This is a genomic window from Achromobacter sp. (assembly GCF_032113835.1).
GTDB lineage: Bacteria > Pseudomonadota > Gammaproteobacteria > Burkholderiales > Burkholderiaceae_B > Achromobacter.
This window is the reverse complement of the sequence record NZ_DAMCTG010000023.1, coordinates 45,287-62,380: the sequence shown is the minus strand read 5'-3', so window position 1 is coordinate 62,380 and position 17,094 is coordinate 45,287. Positions and strand designations below refer to the sequence as shown.

General features: G+C 64.2%; 13 protein-coding genes and 1 tRNA gene. 3 read left to right on the top strand and 11 right to left on the bottom strand.

The genetic code is table 11. The features are described from left to right. From ilvC to RT697_RS11135, 3 genes are all read right to left on the bottom strand, one after another. Window positions 1-1,010: ketol-acid reductoisomerase (gene ilvC / locus RT697_RS11145; RefSeq protein WP_313698875.1), on the bottom strand; the 1,010-nt coding region annotated here is incomplete at its 3' end. A gap of 73 nt (window positions 1,011-1,083) precedes the next feature. Beyond that, window positions 1,084-1,575 carry an acetolactate synthase small subunit gene (gene ilvN, locus RT697_RS11140; protein ID WP_006223608.1) on the bottom strand — a complete coding sequence of 164 codons (492 nt, stop codon included), beginning with the start codon at window positions 1,573-1,575 and terminating at the stop codon, window positions 1,084-1,086. A 12-nt stretch (window positions 1,576-1,587) separates the two neighbouring features. Continuing rightward, the gene (locus RT697_RS11135) at window positions 1,588-3,357 is read right to left on the bottom strand and encodes an acetolactate synthase 3 catalytic subunit (RefSeq protein WP_313698878.1); all 1,770 of its coding nucleotides are present in this window, start codon (window positions 3,355-3,357) and stop codon (window positions 1,588-1,590) included. 417 nt (window positions 3,358-3,774) lie between these two features. Between RT697_RS11135 and RT697_RS11130 the strand changes: the two genes are divergently transcribed. Next, window positions 3,775-6,000, top strand: coding sequence for an FUSC family membrane protein (locus RT697_RS11130; RefSeq protein ID WP_313698873.1), 2,226 nt, complete (start codon window positions 3,775-3,777; stop codon window positions 5,998-6,000). Window positions 6,001-6,198: 198 nt separating this feature from the next. Here the strand turns inward: RT697_RS11130 and yaaA are convergent, their stop codons facing one another. The 3 genes from yaaA to RT697_RS11115 form a co-directional block, all read right to left on the bottom strand. Next, window positions 6,199-6,972 (bottom strand): peroxide stress protein YaaA, encoded by a 774-nt coding sequence (yaaA, locus tag RT697_RS11125; protein ID WP_313698871.1) that lies wholly within the window; start codon window positions 6,970-6,972, stop codon window positions 6,199-6,201. A gap of 15 nt (window positions 6,973-6,987) precedes the next feature. Then, on the bottom strand, window positions 6,988-7,770 hold the full coding sequence (locus tag RT697_RS11120) for a 3-hydroxybutyrate dehydrogenase (protein WP_313698870.1): 783 nt from the start codon (window positions 7,768-7,770) through the stop codon (window positions 6,988-6,990). Window positions 7,771-7,869: 99 nt separating this feature from the next. Continuing rightward, complete coding sequence (locus tag RT697_RS11115; RefSeq protein WP_313698869.1) at window positions 7,870-9,105, bottom strand: cation:proton antiporter; 1,236 nt, start codon at window positions 9,103-9,105, stop codon at window positions 7,870-7,872. A gap of 244 nt (window positions 9,106-9,349) precedes the next feature. Between RT697_RS11115 and RT697_RS11110 the strand changes: the two genes are divergently transcribed. Then, a tRNA-Ser gene (locus RT697_RS11110) sits at window positions 9,350-9,440 on the top strand. A 132-nt stretch (window positions 9,441-9,572) separates the two neighbouring features. Here RT697_RS11110 and RT697_RS11105 read toward each other — a convergent pair. The 4 genes from RT697_RS11105 to RT697_RS11090 all read right to left on the bottom strand — a co-directional run bounded on the left by RT697_RS11105 (window position 9,573) and on the right by RT697_RS11090 (window position 14,828). Beyond that, window positions 9,573-11,189 carry a methyl-accepting chemotaxis protein gene (locus RT697_RS11105; RefSeq protein ID WP_313698867.1) on the bottom strand — a complete coding sequence of 539 codons (1,617 nt, stop codon included), beginning with the start codon at window positions 11,187-11,189 and terminating at the stop codon, window positions 9,573-9,575. A 373-nt stretch (window positions 11,190-11,562) separates the two neighbouring features. Further along, entirely contained in the window at window positions 11,563-12,180 is a 618-nt protein-coding gene (locus RT697_RS11100; RefSeq protein ID WP_175123116.1) for a flavin reductase family protein, read from the bottom strand. A 3-nt stretch (window positions 12,181-12,183) separates the two neighbouring features. Beyond that, window positions 12,184-13,146: a carbon-nitrogen hydrolase family protein gene (locus RT697_RS11095; RefSeq protein WP_313698864.1), complete on the bottom strand. Its 963-nt coding sequence runs from the start codon at window positions 13,144-13,146 to the stop codon at window positions 12,184-12,186. Between the two features lie 29 nt (window positions 13,147-13,175). Next, a complete protein-coding gene (locus RT697_RS11090) occupies window positions 13,176-14,828 on the bottom strand; it encodes an MFS transporter (protein WP_313698863.1) in 1,653 nt (550 codons plus the stop codon). 161 nt (window positions 14,829-14,989) lie between these two features. Between RT697_RS11090 and RT697_RS11085 the strand changes: the two genes are divergently transcribed. Beyond that, window positions 14,990-15,832 carry an IclR family transcriptional regulator gene (locus RT697_RS11085; RefSeq protein WP_313698862.1) on the top strand — a complete coding sequence of 281 codons (843 nt, stop codon included), beginning with the start codon at window positions 14,990-14,992 and terminating at the stop codon, window positions 15,830-15,832. Window positions 15,833-15,999: 167 nt separating this feature from the next. Here RT697_RS11085 and RT697_RS11080 read toward each other — a convergent pair whose 3' ends face one another. Further along, the gene (locus RT697_RS11080) at window positions 16,000-16,980 is read right to left on the bottom strand and encodes a tripartite tricarboxylate transporter substrate binding protein (RefSeq protein ID WP_313698860.1); all 981 of its coding nucleotides are present in this window, start codon (window positions 16,978-16,980) and stop codon (window positions 16,000-16,002) included. Between the last annotated feature and the right edge of the window lie 114 nt (window positions 16,981-17,094).

Here is a 17,094-nt window from a genome sequence, read left to right as displayed (position 1 = left end):
TTGGACTTGTCCACCAGCTTGTTGGCGGCGATCCAGGGCATCATGGCGCGCAGCTTGCCGCCCACTTGCTCGATCTGCGATTCCGCGTTGATGCGGCGGCGCGAGGTCAGCGTCGGGGCGCCGGCGGCGTTTTCCAGGATGAACTTCTTGGCGTATTCGCCGGTCTGGATGTCCGTCAGGCACTGGCGCATGGCCTTGCGGGTTTCGTCCGTAACGATCTTCGGACCCGTTTCGTATTCGCCGAATTCGGCGTTGTTCGAAATCGAGTAGTTCATGTTGGCGATGCCGCCTTCGTAGATCAGGTCGACGATCAGCTTCAGTTCGTGCAGGCACTCGAAGTAAGCCATTTCGGGCGCGTAGCCGGCTTCCACCAGCGTGTCGAAACCGGCCTTGATCAGTTCGACGGTACCGCCGCACAGCACGGCCTGTTCGCCGAACAGGTCGGTTTCGGTTTCTTCGCGGAAGTTGGTTTCGATGATGCCGGCACGGCCGCCGCCGTTGGCGCTGGCGTACGACAGGGCCACGTCACGCGCGGCGCCCGACTTGTCCTGGTACACGGCCACCAAGTGGGGCACGCCGCCACCTTGCTTGTACGTGTTGCGCACCGTGTGGCCGGGGGCCTTCGGGGCGATCATGATGACGTCGATGTCTTCACGCGGCACGACTTGGCCGTAGTGGACGTTGAAGCCGTGGGCAAACGCCAGGGCGGCGCCCGCCTTGATGTTGCCGTGGACTTCGTTGTTGTAGACCGAAGCGATGTTCTCGTCGGGCAGCAACATCATGACGATGTCGGCCGACTTGACGGCTTCCGCGACTTCCTTGACTTCCAGGCCGGCGTTGGCGGCCTTGTTCCACGAGGCGCCGCCCTTGCGCAGGCCGACGATGACCTTCACGCCCGACTCATGCAGGTTCAGCGCGTGCGCGTGACCTTGCGAACCGTAGCCGATGATGGCAACGGTCTTGCCTTTGATGAGGGACAGATCGCAGTCTTTGTCGTAGAAAACTTTCATGTTGTGCTCCAGATTCCAGTATTTGGATATTCGTTTGATTCAGATGTAGGGTGAGGCAGGCCTGGAAGGCCGGTCAAATCTTCAAAATCCGTTCACCGCGTCCGATGCCGGACACGCCGGTGCGTACGGTTTCAAGGATGGCACTGCGGTCCAGGGCCTCGAGGAAGGCCTGTACTTTTTCCTGCACCCCGGTCAATTCGATGGTGTAGGACTTGTCGGTGACGTCGATGATGCGGCCGCGGAAGATGTCCGCCATGCGCTTCATTTCCTCGCGTTCCTTGCCGACGGCACGCACCTTCACGAGCATCAGCTCGCGCTCGATGTGCGCGCCTTCGGTCAGGTCCACCACCTTCACGACATCGACCAGGCGGTTCAAATGCTTGGTGATCTGTTCGATGACCTCGTCCGAACCGGTCGTGACGATGGTCATGCGCGACAGCGTGGAGTCCTCGGTGGGCGCCACGGTCAGGGTTTCGATGTTGTAGCCCCGCGCGGAAAACAGACCCACCACGCGCGACAGCGCGCCGGGTTCGTTTTCGAGGAGGACGGAAATCACGTGCTTCATTGCGGGGCCTCCTTACAGGTCTTCAGAGCCGAGCAGCATTTCAGTCAGCCCGCGGCCGGCCTTGACCATCGGCCACACGTTTTCGGTGCGGTCGGTGATGAAGTCCAGGAAGACCAGGCGCTCCTTGTGCTTGCCGAACGCTTCGCGCAGCGCCGGTTCGACGTCGGCCGGGCGCTCGATGCGCAGGCCCACGTGGCCATAGGCCTCGGCGACCTTGACGAAGTCGGGCAGCGAATCCATGTACGACTCGGAATAGCGCGAACCGTAATCGATCTGCTGCCATTGGCGCACCATGCCCAGGAACCGGTTGTTCAGGCAGACGATCTTGGGCGTCAGGCGGTACTGGTGGCAGGTCGACAGTTCCTGGATGTTCATCTGGATCGAGGCCTCGCCGGTGATCACGGCGATGTCCTTGCCCGGATTGGCCATCTGCACGCCCATGGCGTACGGCAGGCCCACACCCATGGTGCCCAGGCCGCCGGAGTTGATCCAGCGGCGCGGCTTGTCGAACTTGTAGTACTGGGCGGCCCACATCTGGTGCTGGCCGACGTCCGAGGTGACGAAGGCGTCGCCTCCGGTCACTTCCCAGAGCTTTCCCACCACGTACTGCGGCTTGATGACTTCGTCCGAGTTGGCGAACTTCAGGCATTCCTTGCCGCGCCACGTCTCGACCTGGTCCCACCATTTGGCGAGCGAGGCCGGCTTGTGCTCGGCGGCGGCGATCTCGAACTGCGCGCTGAGGTCGGCCAGGACGTCCTTGACGTTGCCCACGATCGGGACATCCACGCGCACGCGCTTGGAGATCGACGAGGGATCGATGTCGATGTGGATGATCTTGCGGGCGTTCTGCGCGAAGTGCTTGGGGTTGCCGATCACGCGGTCATCGAAACGGGCGCCGATGGCGAGCAGCACGTCACAGTGCTGCATGGCCATGTTGGCCTCGTACGTGCCGTGCATGCCGGGCATGCCCACGAACTGGCCGCTGCTGGCCGGATAGCCGCCCAGCCCCATCAGGGTGCTGGTGCAGGGCGCGCCCAGTTGCGTCACGAGCTTGTTGAGCTCGGGCGCGGCGTTCGACAGGATGACGCCGCCGCCCGTGTAGATCATGGGGCGCTCGGCCGCCAGCAGCATCTGCACGGCCTTCTTGATCTGTCCCTGGTGACCCTTGTTGACGGGCGCGTAGGAACGCATCGAGATCTCGCCCTTGGGCGGCACGTACTTGCACTGCGCGACGGTGATGTCCTTGGGGATATCCACCAGCACCGGACCGGGACGGCCCGTGCGCGCAATGTAGAACGCGCGGCGCATGGTTTCGGCCAGGTCCTTCACGTCGCGCACGAGGAAGTTGTGCTTGACGCAGGGACGCGTGATGCCGACGGTGTCGCATTCCTGGAAAGCGTCTTCGCCAATGGCCGCAGTGGGCACCTGCCCGCTGATGATGACCATCGGGATGGAGTCCATGTAGGCGGTGGCAATGCCGGTGACGGCATTGGTCACGCCCGGACCGCTGGTCACGATGCAGACGCCGACCTTCTGCGACGAGCGCGAGTAGGCATCGGCCGCGTGCACGGCAGCTTGCTCGTGACGAACCAGGATATGTTGGAATTTGTCTTGCTTGAAGATTGCGTCGTAGATGTAGAGCACCGCGCCGCCAGGGTAGCCGAAAACGTGTTCCACGCCTTCATCGGCCAGGCAGCGCACGACGATATCGGCGCCATTCATTTCCATGTTGTAGTTCCTTTCAAAACCGGCCCTGCAACCCTGACTGCTGCGCGCCCGGATACGGCGGCAACTGAACCCATACCGGTTACGACAACATGATCCGGCGCTTAGCGGCTCACGGAGCCACGCCACCCGGACACCTTGCCGACCCGGCACACGCTCGACAGAACGCAGTGCAAACGCCCCTGGGGGACGCTGGAGGTCGAAATGGAAGCCTTGGCAACACACGCTTGTGGCGCGGCCAACGGCAGGTGAGACTTGCTGCACAACGGCTGGGATGTGACCCTGGCCGTTCGCATCAACGCTCCGGTATCGGATAGGCAGACCGAAGCAAGTGGAGCAATTTACCGCGTTGCGTCAAAGGTGGCAAATCGACTTTCGCCGACCGTTGCGTGGAAGGTTCGGTCACTATCCGGCCCCAAAACCCGCGATGGCCTCTCTATACTTGTTGCGTCGTCCAGAACCGAGCCGCCGTCCATGGATTTACGCATTGCCAGCATTCGCCGCTTTCTCTATAGCCACTACTTCTTCGGAGGGGTGCGCCAGGGGGTCGGCATGCTGTTGCCCGTGCTGGTGCTGGGCGGCCTCTTCGGCAATTACACGACCGGCCTGGTGGCAACCTTCGGCGCGCAATGCCTCGCCATCATCGATCAACCGGGCGGCCCGCAGCGGCACCGCACCAACGAAATGCTGGGCGGCGCGGCGTTGGGCACGATCACCGTCATCATCACGGGGCTGGCGTCCTCGCATCCGGTGCTGATCTGGCTGGCGGTCATCGCGCAGTGCTTCGTCTATTCGATGTTCACCGTGTTCGGCAAGCGCGGCGGCCTGATCGGCTTTGCGGGCCTCCTGCTGATGACGCTGACCATGCACTCGCCGCTGGCGCCGCACGAGGTCCTGGCCCACGCCGCGGCCACGCTGGGCGGCGCGCTGTTCTACGTGGTGTTCAGCCTGGGGTTTTCGCGCCTGTTCTGGCTGCGCGAAGAACAGCAGGCCATGTCGGTGGCGTTGTTTGCCACCGCCGATTACGTAGCCGCGCGCGCCGCGTTCTACGATGAAACGTCCGACTTGGACGAGGCCTATCGCGACCTGATCCAGCGCCAGTCCGTCATGACCGAAAAGCACCAGGCCGCTCGCGACATGGTGCTGCGCGCCCTGCCCCGCGGCAAGGGCCTGGGCGACCGCCAGCGCGTGATGATCTGGAACATGTTCGTCGACATGCTGCAGCTGCTGGACACACTGGTCGCCACGCATACCGACTACGCGGCGCTGCGCCGCACGCTGGCCGGCAACGACTGCCTTATGTTCATGCGCGACGCGCTGGTGAAGATGTCGCTGGAACTGAACCGCATTGCGCTCGACGTGTCGCGCGGCCGCAAGGTGCAGTACCGCAGCAGCGCCAAGGCCGAACTGCGCGCCATCGAATACGAGATCGAACAGCTCAAGCAGCAGGGGCTGGGCGAACGCGATCCGGAGATGCTGGCGCTGATCGTGCAGGTGCTGCGGCGCCTGCGCAATTCGGCGCGCATCGTGGATCGCCTGGCTGATCACACGGCGGCCTCGCCCGACGCCAAGCCCACCGACGTGCTGCGCATCAACAAGTCGCTGACGCGATTCATTTCGCGCCAGGAATTCCGCTTTGGCCTCTTGACCAGCAACCTGCGGCTGGACTCTCCCCACTTCCGCTATGCGCTGCGCGTGACAGCCGCCGCGGCGATCGCCATGACGCTGGCCAGCCGCTGGCTGTCGCCCGAGTTCTCGGCGCACAACTACTGGATCATGCTGACCATCGTGATCATCATGAAGCCGGGCTTCGCGCTGACGCGCCAGCGCAATGGCTGGCGGCTGACGGGCACCCTGATCGGCTGCATCGCCGCGCTGCTGCTGTTCAACGTGACCGACGAGCCGAGCATCCTGTTCGCCGTCCTGCTGGGCGCCTGCATCATGGGCAACAGCATGGTGCAGCTCAACTACATGGCCAGCGCCATCTTCAACACGCTGTTCGTGGTGCTGGTCTTCCATTTCGTGTCGCCGGGCACGGTGTCCATGTCGGTGATCGGCGAACGCGCCATCGACACGCTGCTGGGCTGCGCGCTGGCGCTGGTCTGCAGCTACATCCTGCCGTGGTGGGAGGCGCGTTACCTGAAGCCCCTGGCCTCGGCCGCAACCCGCGCCAACCGCGAGTATCTGCTGGCCGGCCTGCGCTACGTCGAAGCCATGCAGGCGCACGGCGCGCCCGTTGGCGCGGCTGCCACCGACACGCCCGCCGTCACCGACGCCGACCTGGCCTGGCGCCTGGCCCGCAAGAACGTCCACATCGCCTTCAGCAATTTTGCCGAGGCGTTCTACCGCATGATGAGCGAACCCAAGTCGCATCAAGTGGACGTGCCGGAACTGAACAATCTGCTGATCCAGAACCACGTGCTGGCCTCGCAGATCACCGCGGCGATTCCGATTCTGGCGACGCTGCCCGCCACGCCCGAGCCGGTCCGGCAGGCGCTGGACGGCATGACGGTGCTGCTGGATGAAAACAGCCCGCGCGTGCCGCTGGACCTTCCCACGCAGTTCGATACCGCGGGCGACCAGGCGGCGCTGGTCTATCCCGTGAAGCAGATGCTCAAAGCCACCCACATGATCCGCCAGGAACTGCAGGCGCTGGCCGATCCGCTGCATGCGCCGCCGGTGGCGGCGGCAGCGTCGTAAGCTGGCGTTCGGCGGTTCGATGGACAAAAAAGTGCCGGCCTGGCGGAGATGCCAGGCCGGCATTTTTATGAAAAAGCGAAGTCCAACCAGGTGTCTGACAACAGTCTTCAACTAGGTGTCTGACACCCCAACGAGACAGTCTTCAAGCGACCGCACCGCTTCCGGGGTGTCTGACACCTTCCCCGCCCGGAAACTCCGTCAATCCAGCTTGCGGCGAAACACCAGCTTGTCCGCCGACGACGCCGACGCGTCGTACGCGTAGCCTTCCAGATCAAACCCCTGCAGCCCTTCCGGCTTGGCGACCTTGTGCTGGATGGCGTAGCGCGCCATCAGGCCGCGCGCGCGCTTGGCATGGAAGCTGATGATCTTCCAGGCGCCGTTCTTCCAGTCCTGGAACACGCATTGCACCACCCGTGCCTTCAAGACCTTCTGATCGACGGACTTGAAGTATTCCTCGGAGGCCAGATTGATGACGACCGGCGACTTCTGGCCGGCCTGGCGCTCGTTCAGGTAGTCCGCGATGGTGCTGCCCCAATACTCGTACAGGTTCTTGCCCTTGGGGTTCTCCAGCCGCGTGCCCATTTCCAGGCGGTACGGCTGCATCAGGTCGAGCGGGCGCAGCACGCCATACAGGCCGCTCAGGATGGCGACATGTTCCTGCGCCCAGTCGAGCTGCTTGGCCGACAAGGTGCCGGCGTCCAGCCCTTCGTAGACGTCGCCATTGAAGGCCAGCACGGCCTGGCGCGAGTTGGCCTGCGTGAAGCTGCGCTTCCAGTGCGCGTAGCGCTGGACGTTCAGCTCGGACAGGGCCGGGCTCAGGCTCATGAGATCCGAGATGTCCTCGGCGGTCTTGGTCTTCAGGACCTTGATCAGGCCGGCGGCCTGATCCACGAACATCGGCTGGGTATGCGTCTCGACGTGCAGCGGCGAGTCGTAGTCCAGCTTCTTGGCGGGGGAAAGCAACAACAGCATTCAGAGTTTCCTTGTTTAGCGCGCCGTCCAGCCGCCATCGACGGAGATGGTCGTGCCGGTGATTTGCGCGGCGGCGTCCGAGGCCAGGAACACGGCGGTGCCGCCCAACTGTTCCGGCGTCACGAATTGCAGCGACGGCTGCTTTTCGCTGAGCAGATCGCGGGCAGCGGTTTCCTGGTCCACACCGTCCTTTTCAGCCAGCGCGGTGATCTGCTTTTCGACGAGCGGGGTACGCACCCAGCCCGGGCAGATGGCGTTGGCGGTGATGCCCTGCCCGGCCGTTTCCAATGCCGTGACCTTGGTGAATCCCACCACGCCGTGCTTGGCGGCCACGTAGGCCGACTTGCTGGCCGATGCCACCAGGCCATGCGCGGACGCGATATTGATGATGCGGCCCGAACCCTGCTTCTTCATGTGGGGCAAGGCGGCGGCGGTGCCGTGGAACACGGCGGACAGATTCAGCGCCAGGATGGCATCCCACTTCTCGGCCGGGAAGTCTTCGATCAACGCGGTGTGCTGGATGCCGGCGTTATTGACCAGGATGTCGATGCGGCCAAGCTGGCGCACGGTGTTCTCGACCAGCTCGCGCACGGCCGCGCCCTTAGAAAGATCCGCGCCGTCATAGATGACCTTCACGCCATGCTTGGCGGCAAGCTCCGCGCGCAGCTTCTCGATTTCGGCCGCATCGCCAAAACCGTTCAGGACGATATCGGCGCCCTGCTCGGCGAAGGCCGTGGCGATACCCAGGCCGATGCCGCTGGTGGAACCGGTGACAAGCGCTACTTTTCCTTTGAGCATGAGCTTTCTCCTGTGAGCTGGCGTGGGGAAACGAAACGGGCTTCAAGTGTAGCTGCCCGGCAAGCCGCCAATCATGCCATGCCCTTACCCGCCGCGGGGTCAAGCAGAGGGCGGCTTGTCCGTGGGCGAGGACGGCGCGGCGTCGGCAGGCGACGGCGTGTCCGTGACCGGCAACGCGTCTGTCACAGGCAAGCCCGCCATGCCGCCGTATTTCTCCGGCACGCGCTCGAGCACCTTGATCAGCACCGGCACCACGCCCATCGAGACCGCGACGATCACCGACAGAACGTCGCGCTGCTCCAGGTTCACCAGGTGGTTGTCCCACGCTTCATTGAAGATTGCAAAGCTGAATTCGCCGCCCTGCGCCAGCACCAGCGCAAACAGCAGCCGGTGATAGCGCGGCAGGCCCAGAAATCGCGCGAATCCATAAAGAATGACGGCCTTCACCGCCAGCAGCGCCGCGACGCCTGCGCAGATAAAGAGCCAATGATGCGCCACCACCTTGAGGTTGATGGACATGCCGATGGCCACGAAGAAGAGACCTAGCAGCAATCCCTTGAACGGGTCGATCGCCTTTTCCAGTTCGTGCCGGTAGCGCGATTCGGCCATCAGCACGCCCACCAGGAAACCGCCCAAGCCTGCCGACAGGCCCGCGTAGTCGAACAATTGGGCCGCGCCCACCACCATCAGCAGCGCCGCCGCGGTAAAGAGTTCGTTCAATTCCGCCTTGGCGGCCCAGCCCAGGAGGCGCAGCCGGTAGGCCAGCGCCACGACCGCCACGGCCACCAGCGCTTCCTTGAAGGATGGCGCGGAGGTCCCGTCCGACCCCAGCAGGCCGGCCGCAACCAGCATCGGAATCGCGGCCATGTCCTGGAACAGCAGCACGCCCAGCGCCGAGCGCCCCAACGGCGTGCGCGTCAACTGGCGCTCGTCCAGCAACCGCAGCGCAACCGCCGTGGACGACAGCGCCAGCGACAGACCGCACAACACCGCCGCCTGCCACTCCATGCCCGCCAGATGCCGCAGCGCCGCGCCGAACACCAGCCCCAGGAGCAGGCCGCAGACCAGCATCTGCAGGGTGCCCAGGATGAAGACTTCGTTGCGCATCGCCCACAGGCGCTTGGGCGACAGTTCCAGCCCGATGATGAACAGCATCATCACGACGCCCCATTGCGAGACGCCGATCATCGTGTCCACGTTCGTGACCAGCTTGAAGCACGATGGTCCGACCAGAACGCCCGCGATCAGGTAGCCCGGAATGGCGCCCAGCCCCAGTCTTTGCGTGACAGGCACGCAAAGCACAGCCGCAAGCAGAAGGATGAGGATGAGGTCCATGGAATGGGCAGAGGGCGGAATGGGGTGAATTCTGGCCAAAGATTGCGCCGGCTGAAAGCCGGATGAAACCCGCTGTGGTCCTTTTACCCGTTCTTTTTCTCCCCCCTTTACACAAAAGAAAAAAATCCTGTAGAATTGCGGGCTTCGCTGCTCCGACAACGAAGATCCTTCCGACCAGGGATCTTTAGTGAATCTTGTAAAAGCAACAGCTCAGCAAGACTTCACCGTTACGGAACCCAGCCACGGAGAGGTGGCAGAGTGGTCGAATGTACCTGACTCGAAATCAGGCGTACGGTATCCCCGTACCGTGGGTTCGAATCCCACCCTCTCCGCCAAGTATTGAAGAATGAAGCCCCTGAGAAATCAGGGGCTTTTTTCTTTTGGTCGGTGCACGCCTGCAGAACAAAAAAAGCCCCGAAATGATCGGGGCTCTTTTTTCCAGCGTCATTCACGCCATTGCCGCACGCTCAATAAGCAGCCAGCCGCAACGACGCTTGCGATCCGCCGGCCTGGACGGACGACACCGACTCAACCGCCAGCACCCGCTCCCCGCCACCCGGCAGCCTGAACGCGCTCACCGCCCGCGTCAGATCCGCCGACTGATCCTGCATGGAACCGGCAGCCGCAGCCGCCTCTTCCACCAGCGCCGCGTTCTGCTGGGTCACCTCATCCATCTGCGACACCGCACGGTTGACCTGTTCGATGCCATCGGCCTGCTCAGCCGACGCCGCGGCAATTTCACCCATGATGTCGGTCACGCGCTGCACCGAACTGACGATCTCCTGCATCGTCGCGCCAGCGCGTTCGGCGCTGCCGGAGCCCTGGCCGATCTTCTGCACGGTGTCTTCGATCAGTACCTTGATCTCCTTGGCGGCCTGGGCGCTGCGCTGCGCCAGCGTCCGCACCTCGGCGGCCACGACCGCGAAGCCCTTGCCCTGCTCGCCGGCGCGCGCGGCTTCCACCGCGGCGTTCAGCGCCAGGATGTTGGTCTGGAATGCAATGCCGTCGATGACCGACACGATGTCCGAGATCTTCACCGAGCTGGCGGAGATGGCCGTCATGGTGCTCACGACCTCCGACACGGTGGCGCCGCCGCGCGACGCGGTTTCCGAGGCCGCCGCGGCGAGCTGGTTGGCCTGCTTGGCGCTGTCGGCGTTCTGTTTCACGGTGGAAGACAGTTGCTCCATCGACGCGGCGGTTTCCTCCAGCGAGGCGGCCTGCTGCTCGGTGCGCGAGGACAGGTCGGTGTTGCCCGCCGCGATCTCGCCGGAGGCGGACGCGATGCTGTCTACCCCGGTGCGGATCCGGGCGACCGTGCTGGCCAGGTTGGCATTCATGGATTCCAGCGCCGCCATCAACTGGCCGATCTCATCGCGCGAGCGCACGACGATGGTGCTGGTCAGGTCGTTCGCGGCAACCGTGCGCGCGACGCGCACGGCGTCGGACAGCGGGCGGGTGATGCTGCGCGTCAGCAGCACGGACATCAAGAGGCCGCAGACCACCGCGATGGAGCCGATCACGATCATCCAAAGGTTCGCAGTGCGGTAGGACGCCTCGATCTCCGAAGCCCGCGCGTCGATGTCGGCGCGTTGCAGTTCGGACAGGCGATTGATGTTGTCGATGAACTGGCGCGTCGCGGGCACGAACTCCTGCGTGAAGATCTTGTTGGCGGCGTCCACGTTGCCTTCCTGCTTGGCCTTGAAGATGCCGTCGCGGGTGCGCAGGTAATCCGCGCGCGCCTTGCTGATCCCTTGCCACAGCGCCTTTTCCTCGTCGCTTTCGATCAAGGGTTCGATCTTCTGCTGCAAGGCCGACGAATTGCGAGTCGATGCCGCGGCTTCCTCGGTGAAGAAGCCTGCCAGGCTGGCGTCGGCGCTCTTGGCGATCGCGGTGGTCCGGGTGACGCCGGACTGGATGTTGCGCGCCCAGTCGTTGATCAAACGTTCCTTCGTGAGGGAACGCTGCGTCAGCGTTTCGACCGATTCGTTGATGTTGGCCAGGCTGACCAGCCCGACGATGCACATGACCATGATCATGGCCAGCAAGATGGCGAAACCACCCGCAAGGCGGGTTCCAAGCTTCATGTTTTTCATACTGCCTCCGGCGACTTCCAGGGCAAGTGTGAATGCGTGCTCGGGCGGATGCTTTGACGTCGGATTGCGCCGCCGCCAATTCAAGCCAGATGCTCGCAAGCCCCTGGTTATCCGCCCCCAATTATGGTGTCCGTTGTGTCTGAAATTGCCGGCGGAGAGTTCGGATTTTCGAGGGTTCTCGCGACGGTCGAACGGATGCTAGCAGTCCGGATTTGGGCGGCATCGGGGGAAATGAAGCCGTTATTGACGCAACCTCTTCGCATTGCGTTAAGCGCGTCAGCAGCGTTGTAAAAAAGCCGCTACCGGTGACCGAATTCACCGGCAAAACCCCGGCAAAAAAAACGGCCCGAAGGCCGTTGGAACTTCAGGTCGGCGACGTCGGCCGCGCCAGCTGGAAGGTGTCCGTACTGCGCGCATACCACCCGCCGCCGTGCATGCGGGCAATGAGTCCAAGCGCCGGCGTGTCCACGTGCCCGCGTTCGGCGTCGCGCACGTAGGCGTCCTCGACGTGCGCCCCCAGGACGCGCCCGATGACCACAATTTGTCGCGGGCCGGTCACGACCGTTGCCTGGCTGACACACTCCAGCGACACCGGACTGCCCTGGATGCGGGGCGGCCGGACATGCGTGGCGGGCAAAGCGGTCAAACCGGCCGCGGCCATCTCGTCGACGTCGGCCGGGTAATCGGCGCAGGTCTGGTTCATTTCGCGGACCAGGGATTCCGGCACCAGGTTCACCACGAACTCGCCGTTCTCGATGATGTTGGCGCCGGTGTCCTTGAATTCCCCGCCGGCATGGCGCATCAGGCCGATTGCGACCGTCGGCGGCTGATGCCCCATCACGTTGAAGAAACTGAACGGCGCGGCGTTGACGACGCCTTTGCCCGACACGGTGGTGACCCAGGCGATCGGACGCGGCGTGACGGTCGAGGTGAGGATGTTGTAGACCGTCTGCGCCGGCAAGGCGTTGAAATCAAAATGCATCGATCAGACCTCCTGCTGCCCGGCGGCGGCGCCCGTGGCCGAGACCGCACGCTTTTCGCGGGTGTCCACCTGAAGCTGGAAGACGTCGGGGCGGGCGTAGTGCCCGGACACGTCGAAGTCGTACTTGCCGCGCAGGATCTGGTTGGGCTCGATGTCGGCGTACAGGATGGTCTCGTCCGAGAAGTCCGGGCCAGCCAGCACTTCACCCAACGGGCCGATGATGGCGCTGCCGCCGCGCATCAGGACGGTGTCCGGGGCGTCGCCCAACGCGCATTCGAAGTCCTCGGGGTAGGCGCTGCGGCGCAGATGCTGGCACGCGGTCAGCACGTAGCAGCGCCCTTCCAGCGCGATGTGGCGCATGCTGGGCACCCAGGTGTCGCGATCGTCCGCGGTGGGCGCGCAATACAGCGCGACGCCCTGGCTGTACATGTACATGCGCAGCATGGGCATGTAGTTTTCCCAGCAGATCACCGCGCCGATCTTGCCGTAAGGCGTGTCGATGACGGGCATGGTGGACCCATCGCCGAAACCCCAGATCAGGCGTTCGCCCGCGGTCGGCATCAGCTTGCGGTGCTTGCCCGCCAAGCCGGCCTGGCCGTTGAAGTACAGCACGGTGCAGTACAGCGTGCCACCGTCAGCCTCGATGCAGCCCATGACCACGAAGCTGTCGGTATCGGCGGCTGCCTGCGCCACCAGCGCGACCTCTTCGCCGTCCAGGCGGATGGCCTGCTGATGGTAGGCGGCGAAGGCGTCACGGCCCTCGGGCTTGCGCATGCCGATGGGCGCGCCAAAGGAGTTGCCCTTGGGGTATCCGCCCAGGAAGGCCTCGGGAAACACCTGCACGCGGGCGCCCTGCTCGGCCGCCTGCCGGATCAGCGCGGCGGCCTTCTCGGCGCACGCCATGCTGTCGGTGGGAATGGACGCCGCCTGGATGACGGCGGCCTTGAAAGTTTTGTGGATGGGCATGTCTCTGCTCGCTTCCTTTTTCGTTGTTGTCAGTGGGCCGGATCTTCGTCGATGGCCTTCGCACGCGTGTTGGGCAGCAGCAAGCTGCCAATCACGCCCACGACCACCATCACCGCCACCGGATACATCAGGCCGCCGAAGATATTGCCGCTGGCCTGCGCCAGGTAGGTGGCGGTAAAGGGCACGATACCGCCAAAAATGCCCGCGCCGATGTGATACGGGAACGACAGCGCCGTGTAGCGGATGCGCGCCGGGAACAATTCAACCAGATAGGACGCGACCGGGCCATAGACCATCGCGACGACGGCGGTCATCAGCACCAGGATCAGGATGATGGTGGCGCGGTCGATGCGCGCGGGATCCGCCTTTTCGGGATAGCCGGCCGCCGTCAGCGCCTTGGCGTAGGCCGCACGGTCAAAGCCGTTGACGGTGACGCCGCCCACGCTCATCGCGATCTCCTGCCCCGGGATCGGCGCGGCATATTCAAAGTTGATGCCCTTGCCGACCAGGAATTTCTTGGCCTGCACGCACACCTTCTTGTGGTCGGCATGGCTGCCGATCATGGCGGCCTGCAAACCGAAGTCGCACGCGCCGCCGCTGGTGTCCGCATGCACGCGCACCGGCGTCGTCTGCATCGCCTGCGCCAGCGCCGGATTGCCGGCGTTGAGCAGCACGTTGAACATCGCGTGGTAGCCCACTGCGCCGATGAACAGGCCGGCCATCATGATCCACTTGCGGCCCACCTTGTCCGACAGCCAGCCGAACAGCACGAAAGTCGGCGCGCCGATGATGAAGCCGATCAGGATCAGCCGGTAGACGGTCGTCTGATCAAGCTGCACGGCCTGCTGCAGGAAGATCATCACGTAGAACTGGCCCGTGAAATAGGTGGCGCCCTGTCCGGCGGTGACGCCGATCAGCGCCAGCAGCACGAGGCGCAGGCTGGGCCATTGGCCGAACGTTTCCTTGACCGGGTTCTTCGACAGGCGGTTCTGCTGCTTCATGCGCGTGAAGACGGGCGATTCGTGCAGCTTGGCGCGCACGTAGATTGAAATGGCCAGCATCACGATGGACAGGATGAACGGCAGGCGCCAGCCCCACTGGCGGAAGTCCTCGGCGCTCATCGAGGCCTGGACGAGCAGGATGACGACCAGCGACAGGATCAGACCGGCCGACGAGGTGATCTGGATCCAGCCGGTCAAGAGGCCCCGGCGCCGCGGTTCGCAGTGCTCGGCAACGTAGATCACCGCACCGCCGTATTCCCCGCCCACCGCCAGGCCCTGCACGATGCGCAGCGTCAGCAGCAGGATCCAGGACAGGTGGCCCGCCGTCTCGTAGGTGGGCAGGCAGCCGATCAGCACGGTGGCGCCACCCATCATGACGACCGTGATCAGGAAGGTGTACTTGCGGCCTAGCTTGTCGCCCAGGTAGCCGAACATCACCGCGCCCAGCGGCCGGATGATGAAGCCCACGGCCAGCGCGCCCAGGGCGGCCAGCAGCGCGACGGTCGGGTTGTCCTGCGGAAACAGGACCTGGCTCATGAAGACGGCCAGCGTTCCGTAGATGAAAAAGTCGTACCACTCGAACAGCGTGCCCAGCGTCGAGGCGACCACGACCTGGCGTTCTTCCTTGCGGCTCAGCGTCGGCCCGGCGTCGAGCCTGGGCATTGCGACATTTGCTTCCATGCTTGCTTTCCCCTGTCGTTTTAGATTGATACTGCTGTACGCATTAACTATTATCAAAGCGAAGCGCGGGCGGGAAAAAGCTAGGGGAAACCCGGCGCGGGCCGCAAAAGCGCCGGAAAGGCCGCTGCTACACTGCCGCCACGCACACAGTGGAGGCAGCAATGGCAAGGCCCGCCGGCAAGGCTGAGAAGAATTCGGAACAGGCGCCGGCCACGGCGCGCAGGGGCATTCAGTCGATCGAAGTGGGATTCCGGATCCTGGACGTCATCCGCAAGACCGGCCGCCCGATGCCGCTGAAGGAGATTGCGGACGCCTGTGCGTTGACGGTTCCCAACGTTCATTACTACCTGGTGAGCTTCCAGAAAGTCGGCGTGGTGCAGCAGCACGCGGACACCGGTCACTACGGCCTGGGTCCGTATGCGTTGCGGCTGGGGCTGGCCGCGTTGGAGCAATTCGACGTGTTCACGACGGCGCGTCCGATCATGGCCGAGGTGGCCGCGGCCACGGGTCACACGGTGTTTTTGGGCGTGTGGGGCAACAAGGGCCCCACGATCGTCTACCGCGTCGAAGGCAGCCGCAGCCGGCCGCTGCTGGAATTGCGCGTGGGCACGGTGATGCCGCTGCTGTCATCGGCGCTGGGCCGCAATTTCCTGGCGCACCTGCCCGATGCGCTGACCCGCGAGCTGCTGGAACAGGAAATGGCCTCGCCCACGCCTGAAAGCCACGGCGGCACGGCCGGCAACACCTACACGATGGCGGACGTGCAGGCCATCCGCGACGAAGTGCAGAAGCACCACATCAGCCGCTGCCGCCACGCGCTGCTGCCGCACTTCACGTCGCTGTCGGCGCCCATCTTCGACATGCTGGGCGAAATGAAGGCCGCCATCACGCTGATGGGGCCGGTGGGCGCGGTGGATGACGACCTGGAATCCGACACGGCGCGCCTGCTCAGCGAAAAAGCCCGCTCGATCTCGGCGACGGCGGGGTGGGTGGATCCTGTCTAAATGACGCGGTGTCTGACACCCGTGAGAGACCATCTTCATATGCCGGATGTGCGCCTTGGGTGTCAGACACCGCCCATCTCAGTCACGCGGTGTCTGACACCCGCGAGAGACCATCTTCATGTGCCGGATCTGCGCCACTGGGTGTCAGACACCGCCCGTATCTGGCTTTACCCCTCCGCCACAATCTTCGCGTCCTGAATCGTCTTCGCGTACTTCTGCTGTTCACTCTTCATGAACTCGGCAAAGCGCTGTACGCCCCCGCCTCCGTCTTCCGCGCCCACCTGCGCCAGCTTCTCCTGCACGTCCGGCATCGCCAGCACCTGGTCGATATCCCGATTCATGCGCTGGACCATGGCGGCGGGCATCCCGCCCGGACCGACCATGCCGAACCAGATGCTGGCCTCGAAACCCGGATAGCCCTGCTCCGCGACCGTCGGCACATCGGGTTGGCTCTTGGAACGTTTTTGCAGCGTCTGGGCCAACGCGATGACCTTGCCGGACTGGATCAGCGGCGTGGCCGTGGTCATGCCCTCGAAGCAATACTGCACATGGCCGCCCAGCAGGTCGTTCATCAACGGCGCCGATCCCTTGTACGGCACGTGCAGCACGTCGATGCCGGCGCGCGCCTTGAAGATTTCCAGCGCTAGATGCTGCGCGGACCCGCTGCCTGCCGATCCGAACACGATCTTGCCCGGCTGCGCGCGGCACAGCTGCACGAGTTCGGGCAGGGACTTTGCCGGCTGATTTGCGCCGCCGATCAGAATGGTGGGCGTCTTGCCGACCAGCGCGATGGGCGTGAAGTCCTTGTCCACCGAATACGCCAGCTTGGGCTGCAAGCCCGGCGCGATGCCGTGGCTGTTCACGTGCGCCATCAGCAGCGTGTTGCCGTCGCCGGGCTGGCGGGCGACCTGTTCGGCGGCAATGATGCCAGCCGCGCCCGCGCGGTTTTCGATGATGACGGGCATGTTCCACAACACGCCGAGTTTCTGTCCCAGCAGCCGGGCCAGCACGTCCGTGCCGCCGCCCGCGGGAAACCCCACCACGATCTTCACCGGCCCGGACGGCATGTCCTGCGCCCGCGCCGCCGACGGCAGCACAAGGGCCGCCCCGAGCGCCGCGGCGCCGGTCATGAATTGCCTACGTTGCATTGTTGTCTCCTCGCGCGCCGATCCAAAGGCCGGCAACTGGTTATGTGGAACTGCCTGCCTCTGTGGCATCCGGCCGTCTGACGCGGCCTGGATGCGGACCTTCGGTACTACGCC

Coding starts and splice junctions, on each gene's coding strand:
- yaaA (WP_313698871.1), bottom strand. CDS start 6,972: ATGCTGTTGTTGCTTTCCCCCGCCAAGAAGCTGGACTACGACTCGCCG.
- RT697_RS11090 (WP_313698863.1), bottom strand. CDS start 14,828: ATGGAAGCAAATGTCGCAATGCCCAGGCTCGACGCCGGGCCGACGCTG.
- ilvN (WP_006223608.1), bottom strand. CDS start 1,575: ATGAAGCACGTGATTTCCGTCCTCCTCGAAAACGAACCCGGCGCGCTG.
- RT697_RS11100 (WP_175123116.1), bottom strand. CDS start 12,180: ATGCATTTTGATTTCAACGCCTTGCCGGCGCAGACGGTCTACAACATC.
- RT697_RS11080 (WP_313698860.1), bottom strand. CDS start 16,980: ATGCAACGTAGGCAATTCATGACCGGCGCCGCGGCGCTCGGGGCGGCC.
- RT697_RS11085 (WP_313698862.1), top strand. CDS start 14,990: ATGGCAAGGCCCGCCGGCAAGGCTGAGAAGAATTCGGAACAGGCGCCG.
- RT697_RS11105 (WP_313698867.1), bottom strand. CDS start 11,189: ATGAAGCTTGGAACCCGCCTTGCGGGTGGTTTCGCCATCTTGCTGGCC.
- RT697_RS11120 (WP_313698870.1), bottom strand. CDS start 7,770: ATGCTCAAAGGAAAAGTAGCGCTTGTCACCGGTTCCACCAGCGGCATC.
- RT697_RS11130 (WP_313698873.1), top strand. CDS start 3,775: ATGGATTTACGCATTGCCAGCATTCGCCGCTTTCTCTATAGCCACTAC.
- RT697_RS11115 (WP_313698869.1), bottom strand. CDS start 9,105: ATGGACCTCATCCTCATCCTTCTGCTTGCGGCTGTGCTTTGCGTGCCT.
- RT697_RS11095 (WP_313698864.1), bottom strand. CDS start 13,146: ATGCCCATCCACAAAACTTTCAAGGCCGCCGTCATCCAGGCGGCGTCC.